This window comes from Pseudomonas sp. SJZ131, assembly GCF_007828705.1.
Classification (GTDB): domain Bacteria; phylum Pseudomonadota; class Gammaproteobacteria; order Pseudomonadales; family Pseudomonadaceae; genus Aquipseudomonas; species Aquipseudomonas prosekii.
In genome coordinates, this window is sequence record NZ_VIVC01000001.1 from 1,340,562 (window position 1) to 1,355,833 (window position 15,272).

The 15,272-nt window shown below is 60.2% G+C and carries 15 protein-coding genes and 1 pseudogene; 10 read left to right on the forward strand and 6 right to left on the reverse strand.

Annotated features, from left to right (window positions below):
- Window positions 1-10: 10 nt before the first annotated feature.
- On the reverse strand, window positions 11-1,204 hold the full coding sequence (locus tag FBY12_RS05780) for an SfnB family sulfur acquisition oxidoreductase (protein ID WP_121733082.1): 1,194 nt from the start codon (window positions 1,202-1,204) through the stop codon (window positions 11-13).
- A gap of 156 nt (window positions 1,205-1,360) precedes the next feature.
- Window positions 1,361-1,924 carry a helix-turn-helix domain-containing protein gene (locus FBY12_RS05785; protein ID WP_145251900.1) on the reverse strand — a complete coding sequence of 188 codons (564 nt, stop codon included), beginning with the start codon at window positions 1,922-1,924 and terminating at the stop codon, window positions 1,361-1,363.
- Here FBY12_RS05785 and FBY12_RS05790 point away from each other — a divergent pair.
- The 7 genes from FBY12_RS05790 to FBY12_RS05820 all read left to right on the forward strand — a co-directional run bounded on the left by FBY12_RS05790 (window position 1,919) and on the right by FBY12_RS05820 (window position 9,340).
- Complete coding sequence (locus tag FBY12_RS05790) at window positions 1,919-2,947, forward strand: DMT family transporter (RefSeq protein ID WP_145251903.1); 1,029 nt, start codon at window positions 1,919-1,921, stop codon at window positions 2,945-2,947. The genes FBY12_RS05785 and FBY12_RS05790 overlap by 6 nt on opposite strands.
- Before the next feature lie 311 nt (window positions 2,948-3,258).
- The gene (locus tag FBY12_RS05795) at window positions 3,259-6,195 is read left to right on the forward strand and encodes a monovalent cation/H+ antiporter subunit A (protein WP_145251905.1); all 2,937 of its coding nucleotides are present in this window, start codon (window positions 3,259-3,261) and stop codon (window positions 6,193-6,195) included.
- Window positions 6,195-6,539 (forward strand): Na+/H+ antiporter subunit C, encoded by a 345-nt coding sequence (locus FBY12_RS05800; RefSeq protein WP_007986256.1) that lies wholly within the window; start codon window positions 6,195-6,197, stop codon window positions 6,537-6,539. Before FBY12_RS05795 ends, FBY12_RS05800 begins: the two co-directional genes overlap by 1 nt.
- A complete protein-coding gene (locus FBY12_RS05805) occupies window positions 6,536-8,221 on the forward strand; it encodes a monovalent cation/H+ antiporter subunit D (protein WP_145251907.1) in 1,686 nt (561 codons plus the stop codon). The genes FBY12_RS05800 and FBY12_RS05805 overlap by 4 nt, the downstream gene beginning before the upstream one ends.
- Window positions 8,218-8,706 (forward strand): Na+/H+ antiporter subunit E, encoded by a 489-nt coding sequence (locus tag FBY12_RS05810; RefSeq protein ID WP_145251909.1) that lies wholly within the window; start codon window positions 8,218-8,220, stop codon window positions 8,704-8,706. Before FBY12_RS05805 ends, FBY12_RS05810 begins: the two co-directional genes overlap by 4 nt.
- Entirely contained in the window at window positions 8,703-8,981 is a 279-nt protein-coding gene (locus FBY12_RS05815; protein ID WP_145251911.1) for a K+/H+ antiporter subunit F, read from the forward strand. Before FBY12_RS05810 ends, FBY12_RS05815 begins: the two co-directional genes overlap by 4 nt.
- Window positions 8,978-9,340 (forward strand): Na+/H+ antiporter subunit G, encoded by a 363-nt coding sequence (locus FBY12_RS05820; protein WP_145251913.1) that lies wholly within the window; start codon window positions 8,978-8,980, stop codon window positions 9,338-9,340. Before FBY12_RS05815 ends, FBY12_RS05820 begins: the two co-directional genes overlap by 4 nt.
- A 111-nt stretch (window positions 9,341-9,451) precedes the next feature.
- On the opposite strand, the gene FBY12_RS05825 is transcribed toward FBY12_RS05820, so the two are convergent.
- Window positions 9,452-9,889, reverse strand: a complete 438-nt coding sequence (locus tag FBY12_RS05825; RefSeq protein WP_145251915.1) for a DUF3995 domain-containing protein — start codon at window positions 9,887-9,889, stop codon at window positions 9,452-9,454.
- Window positions 9,890-9,984: 95 nt separating this feature from the next.
- Between FBY12_RS05825 and FBY12_RS05830 the strand changes: the two genes are divergently transcribed.
- Together FBY12_RS05830 and FBY12_RS05835 are read left to right on the forward strand one after the other, a co-directional pair.
- Complete coding sequence (locus FBY12_RS05830; protein ID WP_145251917.1) at window positions 9,985-10,371, forward strand: DUF2946 domain-containing protein; 387 nt, start codon at window positions 9,985-9,987, stop codon at window positions 10,369-10,371.
- A gap of 89 nt (window positions 10,372-10,460) precedes the next feature.
- Window positions 10,461-12,605: pseudogene (locus FBY12_RS05835) on the forward strand (TonB-dependent receptor).
- A gap of 150 nt (window positions 12,606-12,755) precedes the next feature.
- Here the strand turns inward: FBY12_RS05835 and FBY12_RS05840 are convergent.
- The 3 genes from FBY12_RS05840 to FBY12_RS05850 form a co-directional block, all read right to left on the reverse strand.
- Window positions 12,756-13,772, reverse strand: coding sequence for an ABC transporter substrate-binding protein (locus FBY12_RS05840; RefSeq protein ID WP_145251919.1), 1,017 nt, complete (start codon window positions 13,770-13,772; stop codon window positions 12,756-12,758).
- 128 nt (window positions 13,773-13,900) lie between these two features.
- Window positions 13,901-14,104 (reverse strand): hypothetical protein, encoded by a 204-nt coding sequence (locus FBY12_RS05845; RefSeq protein WP_145251921.1) that lies wholly within the window; start codon window positions 14,102-14,104, stop codon window positions 13,901-13,903.
- Entirely contained in the window at window positions 14,104-14,574 is a 471-nt protein-coding gene (locus tag FBY12_RS05850; protein WP_121733073.1) for a hypothetical protein, read from the reverse strand. Before FBY12_RS05850 ends, FBY12_RS05845 begins: the two co-directional genes overlap by 1 nt.
- A 410-nt stretch (window positions 14,575-14,984) precedes the next feature.
- Between FBY12_RS05850 and FBY12_RS05855 the strand changes: the two genes are divergently transcribed.
- Window positions 14,985-15,233 (forward strand): hypothetical protein, encoded by a 249-nt coding sequence (locus FBY12_RS05855; RefSeq protein WP_145251923.1) that lies wholly within the window; start codon window positions 14,985-14,987, stop codon window positions 15,231-15,233.
- Window positions 15,234-15,272: the final 39 nt, after the last annotated feature.

The following is a 15,272-nucleotide window of genomic DNA, read 5'->3' on the forward strand; positions in this document are numbered from 1 at the left end:
GGTGACGTCCTCAGTTCCAGGCGTGGCGCGCGGGTTTCACGCCGTTGAGCAAATAATTGCCGATCAGGTGAAATTTCCAGCGCGCCGGGTCGTGCAAGGTGTGGGTGCGGGCGTTGCGCCAGTGGCGATCGAGGTTGTATTTGCCGAGCACCGAGCGGGTGCCGGCCAACTCGAAGAGTTTGCTGCTGGCGAGCAAGGCGATTTCAGCCGAGAGCACTTTGGCCTGCGCGACCACTAGCGAGGCATGCGCCACCGTGTCTTCGTTGGGCTCGAGTAGCGCTTGATCGACGGCCAGCCCGGCTTTTTTCAGGATCGCTTCGGTGCCGTGGACGCGCCATTCGAGCTCGCCAATCGCGGCGATGCTGAACGGGTCTTGCCAGCCGTGATCATGACCACTGTCGATCCATGGCCGCGATTCACGGGCGTAACGTTTGGTTTCTTCAAGGGCGCCGAGGGCGATTCCGGTGTCGACGGCGGCTTGGATGATTTGCGAGATCGGGCCGTCGGCGGTCGGTTCATCGAACGCCTTGTGCGCTGGAATCACAGCGCTGCGCGGGACTTTCACCGCATTCAACGTCACGCCACCACTGGCCGTGGTGCGTTGGCCGAAACCGTCCCACGTGTCGTTTACGGTCAGCCCTGGAGTGTCGCGCTCGATGAAAGCAATGAACGCCTTGTTGTCCTCATCGACCCCGACCGCCGGAACGATATGCGCGAACAATGCGCCAGTGCAGTAGAACTTCTCGCCGTCGATTTGCGCGGTGTCCGCCTCGAAACGTATGCGCGTTTCAAACGCTCCGGCGTTTTTGCTTTTCGCTTCGGAGAACGCGTTGCCGAATCGGTAACCCTGCAGGGCTTTGCCGAAGTAATAGCGCTTCTGCTCTTCGGTGCCGGTCTGCAACAGGATGTCGAGCACGCCGAGGTGGTTCTGCGGAATTTGCCCGAGGGACGAATCGGCAGCGGAAATGATCTTGATCACTTCGGCGACGGTCACGTAGGAAACCCCGGCGCCGCCGTATTCCTTGGGCACCGTGATGCCCCAGAGGCCGCTGGCGGAGAACTCGTCCAACTCGCTGATCGGCAAGCGGCGCTCGCGATCGCGCACGCCGGCCTCGACGGCAAAACGCGCGGCAAGCTTGTGCGCAACGGCGATTGCTTCGGCGTCCGAGCGGATGATGTGGGCGTTGCTGGGGGAAGTTGTCATGAGCCGACTCCGTGGTTCCGGGTGATTACCCAGAGCATTTGCAGGAGTCGTGCCTGAATCTTAAAACGTATTATTTCAGAAGCTTACGGAACAATCAGAGAATCGCTTGCAGCTTCAAACCAGCAATCTGTTCATCCACTGTTGATCGGCAAACAGTTAAATCACCACGTTACGGACAAACCGCGCAGCCACTTCGCCGTCGTTGCGATAGGAATGCGGCTGGTTGCTGGCGAACATGAAGAACTCGCCGGCAGCGATTTTCTGCACAGTGTCGCCCAGCATCAGGGTCAGACAACCTTCGAACACATAAAGTTGTTCGCTCCAGCCATCGGCGTCCGGTTGCGAGGGGTAGACTTCGCCCGGTTGCAGGCACCATTCCCATTGCTCCACTTCGCGGGTCGCGGTGGCTTTGGAGAGCAATACCGCTTTGCTGCCGGGGATGCTGCCGGCCCAGGCGATTTCGTTGATGCGGCTTGGGTCGCGCACATCGGGTGCCTGGATCAGGTCGCTGAAGGCGACGTCGAGCGCTTCGGCGACGCGGTCGAGGGTGGTCAAGCTGACGTTTTTCTCGCCGGCCTCGATGGCCACCAGCATCCGCCGACTGACGCCGGATTTCTCGGCGAGCGCGGTCTGGCTCATGTCGGCAGCGTGGCGCAGGCGCCGGACGTTCTGGCTAACGTGCTGCAGGACCGACGCTCGAGGGGTGGAATCTTTGTGCACTATATTGCTCACTCGCTGGTGTTGGGCAGTATACTGCGCAACTTCGGGCGCATTGTGCGTCTCACTCAGGTAGCGCGCAAGGTTATGACGTCGGTGAATTCCCCTCAGGCTTCTTCTCGTTTCTCGCGGTTCAGCAAAGCCGAGTGCGTGCTGGTGGTGATCACCATGATCTGGGGCGGCACGTTTTTGCTGGTGCAGCACGCGATGACCGTCAGCGGCCCGATGTTTTTCGTCGGTCTGCGCTTTGCCGCGGCGGCGTGCATCGTTGCCCTGTTCTCTTGGCGCAGCCTGTGCGATCTGACGCTGCTGGAGCTCAAGGCCGGCGCTTTTATTGGCGTGGCAATCATGCTCGGTTACGGCTTGCAGACGGTTGGCTTGCAGACCATTCCCAGCAGCCAATCAGCCTTTATTACCGCGCTTTACGTGCCATTTGTGCCGTTGCTGCAATGGCTGGTGTTCGGCAAGCGGCCGGGGCTGATGCCGAGCATTGGCATCATGTTGGCGTTCACTGGGTTGATGCTGTTGTCCGGGCCTTCGGGCGCTTCGCTGGATTTCAGCCCCGGCGAGATCGCAACGTTGATCAGCACCGTGGCGATTGCCGCCGAGATTATTTTGATCAGCACTTATGCCGGTCAGGTTGATGTGCGGCGGGTGACCGTGGTGCAACTGGCGGTGACGTCGGTGCTGGCGTTCTTGATGGTTGTGCCGACGCAGGAAGTGCTTCCGGGTTTTTCCTGGTTATTGCTGGGTAGCGCGCTGGGGCTGGGCGCGGCGAGTGCGGCGATCCAGGTGGCGATGAACTGGGCGCAGAAGAGCGTTTCGCCGACTCGGGCGACGCTGATTTATGCCGGCGAGCCTGTGTGGGCGGGGATCGTAGGGCGCCTCGCCGGCGAGCGATTGCCAGCAATTGCGCTGCTCGGCGCCGGGTTGATCGTCGCGGCGGTGATCGTCAGTGAGCTGAAAACCAAGGGCAAGGATCGCGAGCAGCGCGACGAAGCGCTGGAGAGCGAAGCGGTCGATTAGGCATCTGTAGGAGCGAGGCTTGCCCGCGAAGGCGATTGACCATTCAAAACTGATGTTGGCTGGTACACCGCTATCGCGAGCAGGCTCACTCCTACACTGGTTAGGCGTTGCGCACAAAACGTCTGGCTTAAGCAATTCAGTGGGAGCAAGGCTTGCCCGCGATCAGGCCAGACCTGCCATCCCCCGCCGCAAGAAACAATGCCAATCAACCTTTCTCAGTCCACTTTGTAGGATCCTGCCACAAGTTGGCGTTTTGCGATCCGGGAGCTGGCACGTATGATGCTTCACAAACTTCCGCAGATTAGAAGCCTATGTCCCTGATAGTTCTACTGCTCCTGCCATTCATTGGCAGCTGTGTCGCGGCTTTGCTGCCCCACAACGCGCGTAACGCTGAATCACTGTTGGCTGGCCTGGTTGCTTTGATCGGCACCATTCAGGTCGCGCTCCTGTACCCGCAGATCGCCGATGGCGGCGTCATTCGCGAAGAGTTCTTCTGGTTACCCAGCCTCGGGCTGAATTTCGTTTTGCGCATGGACGGCTTTGCCTGGCTGTTCTCGCTGTTGGTGCTGGGCATCGGCACCCTGGTGTCGCTGTACGCCCGCTACTACATGTCGCCGGACGATCCGGTGCCGCGATTCTTCGCGTTTTTCCTGGCGTTCATGGGCGCCATGCTCGGTTTGGTGATCTCCGGCAACCTGATTCAAATCGTATTTTTCTGGGAGCTGACCAGCCTCTTCTCATTCCTGCTGATCGGCTATTGGCACCACCGCGCGGATGCCCGACGCGGCGCCTACATGGCGCTGATGGTCACCGGCGCCGGGGGATTGTGCCTGTTGGCGGGGGTAATTCTGCTCGGCCATGTGGTCGGCAGCTACGACCTCGACAAGGTCCTGGCCGCCGGCGATCTGATTCGCGCACACGCCCTCTACCCCATCCTGCTCCCGCTCATTCTGGTCGGCGCTTTAAGCAAAAGCGCGCAATTCCCCTTCCACTTCTGGCTGCCCCACGCCATGGCGGCACCTACCCCGGTTTCGGCTTATCTGCACTCGGCGACCATGGTCAAGGCCGGGGTTTTCCTGCTTGCGCGGCTGTGGCCGTCGCTGTCCGGCAGTGAAGAATGGTTCTACATCGTCGGTGGGGCCGGCGCGTGTACGCTGTTGCTCGGCGCTTATTGCGCGATGTTTCAGAACGACCTCAAAGGTCTGCTGGCGTACTCGACCATCAGCCACCTTGGCCTGATCACCCTGCTGCTGGGCCTCAACAGTCCGCTTGCCGCCGTCGCCGCGGTGTTCCACATCCTCAACCACGCCACGTTCAAAGCCTCGCTGTTCATGGCCGCCGGCATCATCGACCACGAAAGCGGCACTCGCGACATCCGCAAGCTCAGTGGTCTGATCAAGCTGATCCCGTTCACCGCAACACTGGCAATGGTCGCCAGCGCCTCGATGGCCGGCGTGCCGCTGCTCAACGGCTTCCTCTCGAAAGAAATGTTCTTCGCCGAAACCGTGTTCATCAACGCCACGGCGTGGGTCGAAATGGCGCTGCCGATTGTCGCGACCATCGCCGGCATGTTCAGCGTCGCCTATTCCCTGCGCTTCACCGTCGACGTGTTCTTTGGCCCGACCGCCACCGATCTTCCCCACGTCCCGCACGAACCGCCGCGCTGGATGCGCGCGCCCGTTGAACTGCTGGTGTTCACCTGCCTGATTGTCGGAATCTTCCCGGCGCAAGTGGTCGGCCCGTTGCTCGCCGCTGCCGCACTGCCGGTCGTCGGCGGCACGCTGCCGGAATACAGCCTGGCGATCTGGCACGGCTGGAACGCGCCGATGATCATGAGTCTGGTCGCCATGTCCGGCGGCATCGTCCTCTATCTGCTGCTGCGCAACCAACTGAAACGCGGACGCTTCAAATACCCGCCGATCATTGGCCGCTTCAACGGCAAGCGCCAGTTCGAGCGCAGCCTCGTGGTGATGATGCGTCTGGCCCGACGCCTCGAACGCCTCGTCAGTTCCAAACGCCTGCAAACCCAACTGTTCCTGATGGTTGTCGCCGCTGTGCTGGCCGGGTTGATCCCGATGCTCAACAGCCAGTTGACCTGGGGCGACCGGCCGAAGATTCCGGGTTCGATCGTCTTCGTGACCCTCTGGTTGCTGGCAATTGCCTGTGCCCTCGGCGCCGCGTGGCAGGCCAAATATCACCGACTCGCGGCCCTGACCATGGTCAGTGTCTGCGGGTTGATGACCTGCGTGACCTTCGTCTGGTTCTCGGCGCCGGATCTGGCTTTGACCCAACTGGTGGTCGAAGTGGTGACCACGGTCCTGATTCTGCTCGGCCTGCGCTGGTTGCCGCGACGGATCGAAGAAGTCACGCCATTACCGAGCACCCTGCGCAAGGCGCGCGTGCGGCGTATTCGTGACTTCCTGTTGTCGGTGGTGGTCGGCGGCGGGATGGCGCTGCTGTCCTATGCGATGCTGACGCGGCAGACACCGAACGATATTTCCTCGTTTTACCTCAGTCGCGCGCTGCCCGAGGGTGGCGGCAGCAACGTGGTCAACGTGATGCTCGTGGACTTCCGTGGCTTCGACACCCTCGGCGAAATCACCGTGCTGGCGGCCGTGGCGCTGACAGTCTTCGCCCTGCTGCGGCGCTTCCGCCCACCGAAAGAAAGTCTGCAACTGCCAGCACAGCAACGTTTGCTGGCACCGGACGTGGTCACTGATCTGGTCAACCCGCGTTCGGCCAGCGACACAGCGCTCGGCTTCATGATGGTCCCGGCGGTGCTGGTGCGTCTGTTGCTGCCGATTGCGGTGGTGATTTCCTTCTATCTATTCATGCGCGGGCACAACCAGCCGGGCGGCGGTTTTGTCGCCGGGCTGGTGATGTCGGTGGCGTTCATTCTGCAATACATGGTCGCCGGCACGCAGTGGGTCGAGGCGCAAATGAGTCTGCGACCGTTGCGCTGGATGGGCACCGGTTTACTGTTCGCCACCGTCACCGGGCTCGGGGCGATGGCGGCCGGTTATCCGTTCCTGACCACGCACACCTGGCATCTCAAACTGCCGGTTCTGGGCGACATCCACATTGCCAGCGCGCTGTTTTTCGACATTGGCGTGTACGCCGTGGTAGTCGGCTCGACGCTGTTGATGCTCACCGCCATCGCCCACCAATCGGTGCGAGGTCACAAAACCGCCGCGCAACCCAAACCCAATGCCCTGCCTAGAGCCGTTGCTGCCAAAGGAGCCGTCTGATGGAAGAAGTCATCGCAATCGCCATCGGCGTCCTCGCAGCCTCCGGCGTCTGGCTGATCCTGCGGCCACGGACATTTCAGGTGGTCATGGGCCTGTGCCTGCTGTCCTACGGGGTTAACCTGTTCATCTTCAGCATGGGCAGCCTGTTCATCGGCAAAGAACCGATCATCAAGGACGGCGTGCCGCAGGACTTGCTGCATTACACCGACCCGTTGCCCCAAGCGCTGGTATTGACTGCCATCGTCATCAGTTTCGCCATGACCGCGCTGTTCCTCGTGGTGTTGCTGGCTTCGCGGGGCTTGACCGGCACCGACCACGTGGATGGCCGGGAGCCTAAAGAATGAATGTGATGACGCACCTGATCGCCGCGCCGATTCTGCTGCCGCTACTGACCGCCGCGATCATGCTGATGCTCGGCGAACGGCATCGCCCGCTCAAAGCCAAGATCAATCTTTTCTCCAGTCTGGTCGGGCTGGGCATTTCGGTGATGCTGCTGCAATGGACCCAAAGCAGCGGCATGCCGGGTTCGATTGGCGTGTATCTGCCGGGCAACTGGCAAGTCCCGTTCGGCATTGTGCTGGTGGTCGATCAACTGTCGGCAATGATGCTGGTGCTGACCGGGATCATCGGCGTCAGCGCCCTGCTGTTCGCCATGGCTCGCTGGGATGGCGCCGGTTCGAGCTTTCACGCCTTGTTCCAGATTCAATTGATGGGGCTGTACGGCGCGTTCCTGACGGCCGACCTGTTCAACCTGTTCGTGTTCTTCGAAGTGCTGCTCGCGGCATCTTACGGCTTGATGCTGCACGGCTCCGGCCGGGCGCGGGTGTCGTCAGGGCTGCATTACATTTCGATCAACTTGCTCGCCTCTTCGCTGTTTCTGATTGGCGCGGCACTGATCTACGGCGTCACCGGCACGCTGAACATGGCCGACCTGGCGATGAAAATCCCGCTGGTACCAGAAGCCGATCTCGGCTTGCTGCATGCCGGCGCGGCGATTCTGGCGGTGGCGTTTCTGGCAAAAGCCGGGATGTGGCCGCTGAACTTCTGGCTGGTGCCGGCCTACTCCGCCGCCAGCGCGCCGGTCGCGGCGATGTTCGCGATCATGACCAAAGTCGGCGTCTACACCTTGCTGCGTCTGTGGACGCTGTTGTTCTCCGGGCAAGCCGGGGCGTCGGCGTATTTCGGTGGCGACTGGCTGATCTATGGCGGCATGGCGACCATTACCTGCGCCGCCGTGGCGATCCTCGCCGCGCAACGCCTGGAACGATTGGCCAGCCTGAGCATTCTGGTGTCGGCCGGGATTCTGCTGTCAGCCATCGGTTTCGCCCAACCCAACCTGATCGGCGCAGCACTGTTTTACCTGGTCAGCTCGACGCTGGCCTTGAGCGCGCTGTTCCTCTTGGCCGAGTTGATCGAGCGCTCTCGTTCTGCCAATGAAATCCCACTGTTCGACGACAGCGACCTGCTGCCACGGCCAATGGAATCGCTGCAACCGCCCAAAGGCATCAACCTCGACGATGAACAGAAAGCCGTGGTCGGCCAAGTGATTCCCTGGACCATGGCGTTCCTCGGTTTGAGTTTCATTGCCTGTTCGTTGCTGATCATCGGCATGCCGCCGCTGTCCGGGTTTATCGGCAAGCTCGGCTTGCTGCACGCGCTGCTGAATCCGTTGGGCTTTGGCGATAGCGGCGACGTCCCGGTGTCGAACGCGGCGTGGGGCTTGCTGGCGCTGCTGGTGCTTTCCGGTCTGGCTTCGCTGATTGCCTTTTCGCGGCTGGGCATCCAGCGCTTCTGGACCCCGGAAGAGCGCCCTTCGCCGCTGCTGCGGCGCTTTGAATGCGTACCGATCATCGTCCTGCTGGGGTTGAGCGTTGCGCTGACTTTCAAGGCTGAACCGCTGCTGCGCTACACCCAGGCTGCCGCGCAGGCGCTGAATAACCCGGAGCAATACGTAATGGCGGTGCTCGCCACCCGCGCGGTGCCGAGCCCCGAAGGCAAAGCGGCCCTGCTGGAGGCGCAGCCATGAAGCGTTTGTTTCCGGCACCGTGGTTATCTTTGGCGTTGTGGTTGTTGTGGCTGCTGCTGAACTTGTCGTTGAGCCCCGGCAATCTGTTGCTCGGTGCAATGCTAGGCTTTTGCGCGCCGCTGATGACGCGCAAACTGCGCCCCTTGCCGATCCGGATTCGCCGGCCGGGGGTAATTGTGGGGTTGTTCTTGCTGGTCGGGCGTGACGTGGTGGTGTCGAACCTCGCCGTGGCCTGGGGCGTGCTGACCGCCGGCCACCGCCCGCCGCGCTCGGCATTCGTCAAAGTGCCGCTGGATTTGCAGGACGCCAATGGCCTCGCGGCGTTGTCGGTGATCTGCACGGTGGTGCCCGGCACGGTCTGGTCGGAACTGGCGCTGGACCGCAGCATTCTGTTGCTGCACGTGTTTGATCTGGACGATGAAACGACGTTTATCGAGCACTTCAAGACGACCTATGAGCGGCCCCTGATGGAGATCTTCGAATGAGCCCTTTGTTGGCGAATGCGATTCTGCTGAGCCTGTTCATCTTCTCCGTGGCGATGATCCTGACGCTGCTGCGACTGTTTCGCGGCCCGTCGGCTCAGGACCGGGTTCTGGCGCTGGATTACCTGTACATCATCGCCATGCTGATGATGCTCACCCTGGCCATTCGTTATGCCAGTGACACTTACTTTGAGGCGGCGTTGCTGATCGCCTTGTTCGGCTTCGTCGGCTCGTTTGCCCTGGCCAAATTCCTCCTGCGTGGCGAGGTGATCGAATGAATGGCGAATTGTCGATGTGGGTCGAGATTCCAGTGGCGATTCTGCTTGTGCTCAGCAGCCTGTTTGCGCTGATTGGCGCGGTGGGGCTGGTACGAATGAAGGATTATTTCCAGCGCATGCACCCGCCGGCCCTGGCCTCGACGTTAGGCGCGTGGTGCGTGGCATTGGCGTCGATCATTTATTTCTCGGCACTGAAGTCGGCGCCGGTGCTGCACGCGTGGCTGATTCCGATTCTATTGGCGATCACCGTGCCGGTAACCACGCTGCTGCTGGCGCGCGCGGCGTTGTTTCGCAAGCGCATGGCCGGGGACGATGTGCCGGCCGAGGTGAGTAGCCGCAACAGTGAGAGTCAGGGCTAGGCTCAACGGTTTGTATTGATTGAGCGAGCGTCTTCGCGGGCAAGCCCCGCTCCTACAGCTGCGCAAACCCCGTAGGAGCGAGGCTTGCCCGCGAAGCTCCTCAGCAACGACTCAAATCCACGCAACCGCCAACAGCCCCGCCCCCAACACTACGCACAGCGGCGAATACGCCCAGGTATCCAGACGCGCAAACTTCGAATCCTTGACCTGTTTGAAAAAACCCACCAGGTTCGAATCACCGATCGCCCGGGCGAACATCAGCATCGCAATAGCGCTGATCACCCATTGCAGCGACCAGTGATGCACCGTCGGCAGATACAAACCGACACGCAAACACACCAGCATCGCAATCAGCAACAATCCCACGGCGACCAGCAACGTCGCAAAACCCGATGGTTTGAACGCCGGCCGGGATTCGCCGCCGCCCTCGCTGGGCACCCGGGGCACCGCCGCATCACTTCCGAGCTTGCCACCTGCTGCCCAATACAGATGAATCAGGCTGATCAGCAGGAAGATTGCAGCCATCCATTGCGCGACCATTAGGCTCATATTCAGAATTCCAGCGTGAAATGTCGCAGCAGGATGAACTTCATCGCGCATTTTTGTAAGGGTAAATGTCATCGACGGTGCTAAAGTGCCGCTCCATGAAATTCGCCCGATCTGATCGCACACTAATGGCCTGGATGCTTTATTGCTGCGTCCTGTTCAACGTGTTCGCCTGCAGCATCGGTCACGGGCAAATGGTCGGGATGCAGCTCAACGGCCTCGGCGGGCAGTTTTGCAGCGTCGACCCAGCGACTCAGGCGCCCGCCGCCGCCAACCCTGGCGAAGACAAACTGCCGACGCTCGCCAAAGCCTTCGGCTGCCCGCTGTGCTCCACCGGCGGCATGGGTCCGGCGCTCAATTCCAGCCTGACCCTGGCGATTCTGCCGCAGCAACACAGTCCGCCATTGGCCGGTGTTGCAGCCATCGACCTGCCTGCCCGCCACACTTGGCCATCGGCCAATCCCCGCGCCCCGCCTTTCGCCTGAATCACCTCGACCGTATCGATCAGCCTGCTCGCTAACGCGTGGCGTTTGCCTGTGCGCTGTTTTCCAGTCAAGAATTCAGGATTCAATCGATGAAACACATCCCTTTGCTGGCGAGCCTGTTTGGCTGTCTGCCACTTTCGCTGTGCGCAAGCGCTTGGGCGCAAACCAGCATCGACCTCGCGCCGATCACCATTGATGGCGAAACCAATGCCGAGCCGGGCCTCAGCCTCGATCAATCCAGCGGCATGGCCTCGCGCCTTGGTTTGAGCGTGCGCGACACGCCGGCCTCAGTCGCCATCGCCAACCGCAACGACATCGAACGTCACGGCGCGCAGAACTTTCAGGACGCCGCCAACACCTTGCCCGGCGTGAATGCCAGCGCGCCGCCGGGGGTTTGGCGGATTCGTCTCCTATCGAGGTTTCACCAGCAGCCAGATCACCCAGATGTTCAACGGCATCAACGTTTCCGGCGGCCTCGCCCGGCCGGTGGACGCGTGGATTTATGATCGGGTGGAACTGGTCGGCGGGCCCTCCTCGCTGATCAATGGCGCCGGCTCGGTCGGCGGCTCGTTGAACTACGTGACCAAACTCGCAACCCGCGACGAGCAGGCGGCTGAAGGTCGAGTCAGCTACGGCAGTCACGACACCACTGAAACCGCGTTCGGCCTCAACCACGCGCTCAGCGAGGCTGGCGCAGACGTGCAGCATTACGCGCGGCTCGACGTCAGCCACAACGACAGCAACGGCTACATCGACCGCCAGCAACGCGACGCCTGGAGTGTGGCGTTTTCGCTGCTCAGCGACCTGACGCCAAACCTGTCGCACACGCTGGCGCTGGAGTATCAGGACGAACACGAGGACAGCCCTTACTGGGCACGCCGGTGCTCAATCCCAAGGCGGGCGAACTGAAGATCGACAAGCGTAATCGCTTCAACAACTACAACGTCGCGGACGGTCGTTATGAGCAGCGTACGGTCTGGGTGCGCTCGATCATCGATTACCGGATCAACGACAACACCACGTTTCGCAATACCCTGTATCACCTCGACAGCCAGCGCGATTACCGCAACCTCGAAACCTACCAATACAACGCCGACAACAGCGCGGTGAATCGCTCCACGGCGTATCAGGTGCGGCATCAGGGCGAGCAGAACGGCAACCAGTTCGAGTTGCGCCACGACAACACTTTTTGGGGTCTGGAGACCACCTGGTCCGGCGGTTTTGAGTACAAGGTCAACCAGACCACCAATTCACCGCTGAATGTCAAAGGCACCAGCAGCGTTGACCCGAACAACTTTCAGCCCGGTCACTTCTACGATATTCCGGGGACCAGACCGGGGTTTGTCAGCGACAAGACCAACCAAGTCACGACCAAAGCGCTGTTCGTCGAGAACCGCCTGGCACTGACCGACAAACTGGCGTTGCTCACCGGCCTGCGCTACGACGACATTGACCTCGACGTGACCAATCACCGGGAAGTGACCGCGAGCAATCCGCGACACCTCAAGCGCAGCTGGGAACCGCTGACTGGCCGGGTCGGGTTGACCTATCAGTTCATTCCCTCGGCCAACGTTTATGTGCAATACAGCACTGCCGCCGAGCAGCCGAATGGCACGCAGGATTTCGAGGTGTCCACCGGCAAGCAATGGGAGGTGGGCAGCAAGTTTGATTATCTGGATGGTCGCGGCTCGGCGACTCTGGCGGCGTACACAATCGAGCGCAAGGATTTCGCGGTGACTGATCCGCTGGACACAACCCAGAGCATTCCGGTGGGCCAGCAAACCTCGAAAGGCATCGAGTTGGCGAGCTCTCTGCGCATTACCGACAAGCTGTTGGCCGAGGGCAATTTCGCCTGGGTTGATGCGCAATACGATGAGTTCAACGAGAAAAATGCAGCGGGCGCGGTGGTTTCGCGCAAGGGCAATACGCCCACCAATGTCCCGGAGCGCGTCGGCAATCTGTGGCTGACCTACGACTTTGCGCCGCAATGGCAGGGTGGTGTCGATGCGCGCTACGTGGCGTCAGTGTTTGCCGATAATGCCAACACCATGACCGTGCCGTCGTACACGTTGTTCGGCAGTTTTTTGAGTTACAAGGTGGATCGGCACACCACGGTCACCGGGCGGGTACGCAACCTGACCAATGAGGTGTATGCCGAGTTTGCGCATGTGTCGCCGGCGTATTACCTCGGGACACCGCGTACGTTTGAATTGGCGGTGCAGACCAGGTTTTAGAGGCAAAAGCTTCGCGGGCAAGCCTTGCTCCCACAGATTTCGGGTTGTCCGTCGATTCGATTCGACAAATACCTGTAGGAGCACGGCTTGCCCGCGAAGGCATCCTCGAAATCGCCATCGCCGGCAAGCCTTGCTCCTGAAAGTTAATGGTTAATTCAATGAAGCGCTGACCTTATCCGCCACATCCTTCGGCACCCACGCCTGCCACACATCCGGGTGCGCCTTCATGAACGCCTCGGCCGCCTGGCGCGGTGCGGTGTGTTTCTCGCTCATCTGCGCCAGCGCCTTGTTCAATGGCTCGATCGGAAAATCGACCTTGCTGAAGAACTCGGCAATCTGCGGATACTCTTTCTGGAACGGGGTCGACACGCCAATCGACAGTTTCGACGGCAGCGAACGGGTCGGTTTCGGATTCGGGTTATCGGCGTCGGTCAGGGTTTTCCACGCTTCAGCGTCAAACGGCGGTTCTTCCAGTTGGATCAACTTGAAGCGCCCGAGCAATGGCGTCGGCGACCAGTAGTAAAACAGGATCGGCTTGCCGCGACGGATCGACGAACTGATCTCCGCGTCCAGCGCTGCACCCGAGCCGCTGCGGAAATTCACGAAACTGTCGTTGAGCCCATAGGCGGTAAGTTTCTGTTTGTTGACCACTTCCGAAGTCCAGCCGATCGGGCTGTTGAGGAAGCGCCCTTTGCCGGGGCTCTCCGGGTCGTTGAATACATCCTTGTAGCGCGCCAGGTCAGTGACGCTGCGCAGGTCCGGCGCCATCGGTTTGATGCCTTTGGCCGGATCGCCCTTGATCACGTATTCCGGCACCCACCAGCCTTCGGTGGCGCCTTTCACGGTGTCGCCGAGGCTGACGACTTTGCCTTCGGCCTCAGCCTTGACCCACACCGGACTGCGCCCCGCCCACTCTTCGCCGATGACCTGAATGTCATTGTTGGCCAGCGCGGTTTCCAGGGTGATGGTGGTGCCGGGCAGCGTATCGGTCGGCAAGCCGTAACCCTTTTCGACGATGATCCGCAGGATATCGGTGATCAGGCTGCCGCTTTCCCAGTTCAGGTCGGCGAAATGTATCGGGGCCTGCGCGGCGAACACCGGGAGCGGCGTCGTCAGCAAACCGAAGGTGGCCAGGGTGGCCGCCAGCAACCGTCGAATTCCTTTCATGCTTTTGCACCTCGTGCGGTTCACAGCAATAGCAGGATGGCCTGACAGACAACACCGCAAGCCTCTGAATAGTCAGTCCACTGACTGTAGTAGAGGTTCCTGTTTTTTCGCGGTGATGAGGTGGGGGATTACTTTTCAGCAGGTTGCTGCAACTGCGCCAGTTCCCGCCGCACCATGCTGGCGTACTCCGCCGGACGCAATGTGTAGATCTGCGACGCCACCCAGTTCAGCCAAGCGCTGTGCATGACAGCCTTCTGGTCGAACAGGCGTTGAGCCTCGAGTTTGGCACTGGCGAGGTTCTGCTGGTGAAAATCGGCGCGGGTCAGCGCCATTACTCGCTGGCCTTGAACGTCACCAGTTCACCCTTGCGCCACTTGGCAGCCTTGGCCGTCACGGCTTTGAGGGTTTTGGTCAGGCCTTCCTGCAACTGTTGGTGAGCGGCAAAAACCATCACCACGCTGTGGCCTTCCTTGAACACCACGCCGTGGCCGTCAGCCGTGGTGACAAACGCGTAATCGCCCAAGCCGTAAACGGTCAGTTTGATTTCGCGAAATTTGATCTCGAGTTTCCCGCCTTCACGGCTGGGCAGCACGGACGCGCTGAAATGATCGCCGACCTTGAGTTTGAGGCCGGGCTTGTCGTCGACCACCAATGAAGCTTCGGTGTCGATCTCGGCGATGTAAATGCCTTCGGCGTTCTGTTCGGTGACATAAACAAAACGCGACTGGAACTGTTTAACCAACTTCGCACGCAAATCGCCCAGTACGAACAACGCGTGCATATCAAGATTACTTACTGCCAAGGAAACATCCCCACATCTGAAAATGATGCTGCACGCAGGAAAGACGCACAGCAGAAAAAAGCGGCCATGGCGAATAGTTTGCCGAACCAGCCGGGTTGAAATCCTGAACCGAGCAGAGCGCTCGTCCAACGCGAGGTAAGTAAGATTACTGGATTGTCACTCGCGCCGTCCTCCCTGACTTTCGTCAGAAACGTGAGGAGAACACTCTAATTGCAACCAAAAATAGCGGACTACCAACATTAGGGAAGAGTCCGCCTGAAAAAAGCGATTTTTCTGACATATCAGCGGCAAAAAATTGCTTTAGATGGACGTCATCGCTAACCAGCGTTGGCGATTCTAGAGCAGCGATGCTCATCGAGACTACTCAAAACGACGGACATACGTCGGTAAACATACGAAAAGGACTTCTAATGTGCACCTTGACTCATTTTGCCCATCGCCCAACGCTGCACGAGCACAGCTGCGCAGCCTTGCACCCGGCGCTGTTGCAGGCAAATGGACTGAGCCTGCAAGCGTTGATTCTGCCTACTTTCCAGGTAGTGCCGGCCGGCAAGGCGTTCTTCCATATCAAGGAAACTTCGACAGGACGTGTCAGAGGTTTCCGCACCGACCATAACCAGGCCTGCGCCCTCGCCCGCTCATTGGCGGCACGCGCCTGACACACTTTATTGCATTGACTTCAAATGACGTTTCGTCAT

What these genes read in the sequence shown, in the direction of transcription:
- FBY12_RS05780 (WP_121733082.1), bottom strand. Translation starts at nt 1,204, where the DNA reads ATGACAACTTCCCCCAGCAACGCCCACATCATCCGCTCGGACGCCGAA.
- FBY12_RS05795 (WP_145251905.1), top strand. Translation starts at nt 3,259, where the DNA reads ATGTCCCTGATAGTTCTACTGCTCCTGCCATTCATTGGCAGCTGTGTC.
- FBY12_RS05800 (WP_007986256.1), top strand. Translation starts at nt 6,195, where the DNA reads ATGGAAGAAGTCATCGCAATCGCCATCGGCGTCCTCGCAGCCTCCGGC.
- FBY12_RS05805 (WP_145251907.1), top strand. Translation starts at nt 6,536, where the DNA reads ATGAATGTGATGACGCACCTGATCGCCGCGCCGATTCTGCTGCCGCTA.
- FBY12_RS05810 (WP_145251909.1), top strand. Translation starts at nt 8,218, where the DNA reads ATGAAGCGTTTGTTTCCGGCACCGTGGTTATCTTTGGCGTTGTGGTTG.
- FBY12_RS05815 (WP_145251911.1), top strand. Translation starts at nt 8,703, where the DNA reads ATGAGCCCTTTGTTGGCGAATGCGATTCTGCTGAGCCTGTTCATCTTC.
- FBY12_RS05820 (WP_145251913.1), top strand. Translation starts at nt 8,978, where the DNA reads ATGAATGGCGAATTGTCGATGTGGGTCGAGATTCCAGTGGCGATTCTG.
- FBY12_RS05825 (WP_145251915.1), bottom strand. Translation starts at nt 9,889, where the DNA reads ATGAGCCTAATGGTCGCGCAATGGATGGCTGCAATCTTCCTGCTGATC.
- FBY12_RS05830 (WP_145251917.1), top strand. Translation starts at nt 9,985, where the DNA reads ATGAAATTCGCCCGATCTGATCGCACACTAATGGCCTGGATGCTTTAT.
- FBY12_RS05840 (WP_145251919.1), bottom strand. Translation starts at nt 13,772, where the DNA reads ATGAAAGGAATTCGACGGTTGCTGGCGGCCACCCTGGCCACCTTCGGT.
- FBY12_RS05845 (WP_145251921.1), bottom strand. Translation starts at nt 14,104, where the DNA reads ATGGCGCTGACCCGCGCCGATTTTCACCAGCAGAACCTCGCCAGTGCC.
- FBY12_RS05855 (WP_145251923.1), top strand. Translation starts at nt 14,985, where the DNA reads ATGTGCACCTTGACTCATTTTGCCCATCGCCCAACGCTGCACGAGCAC.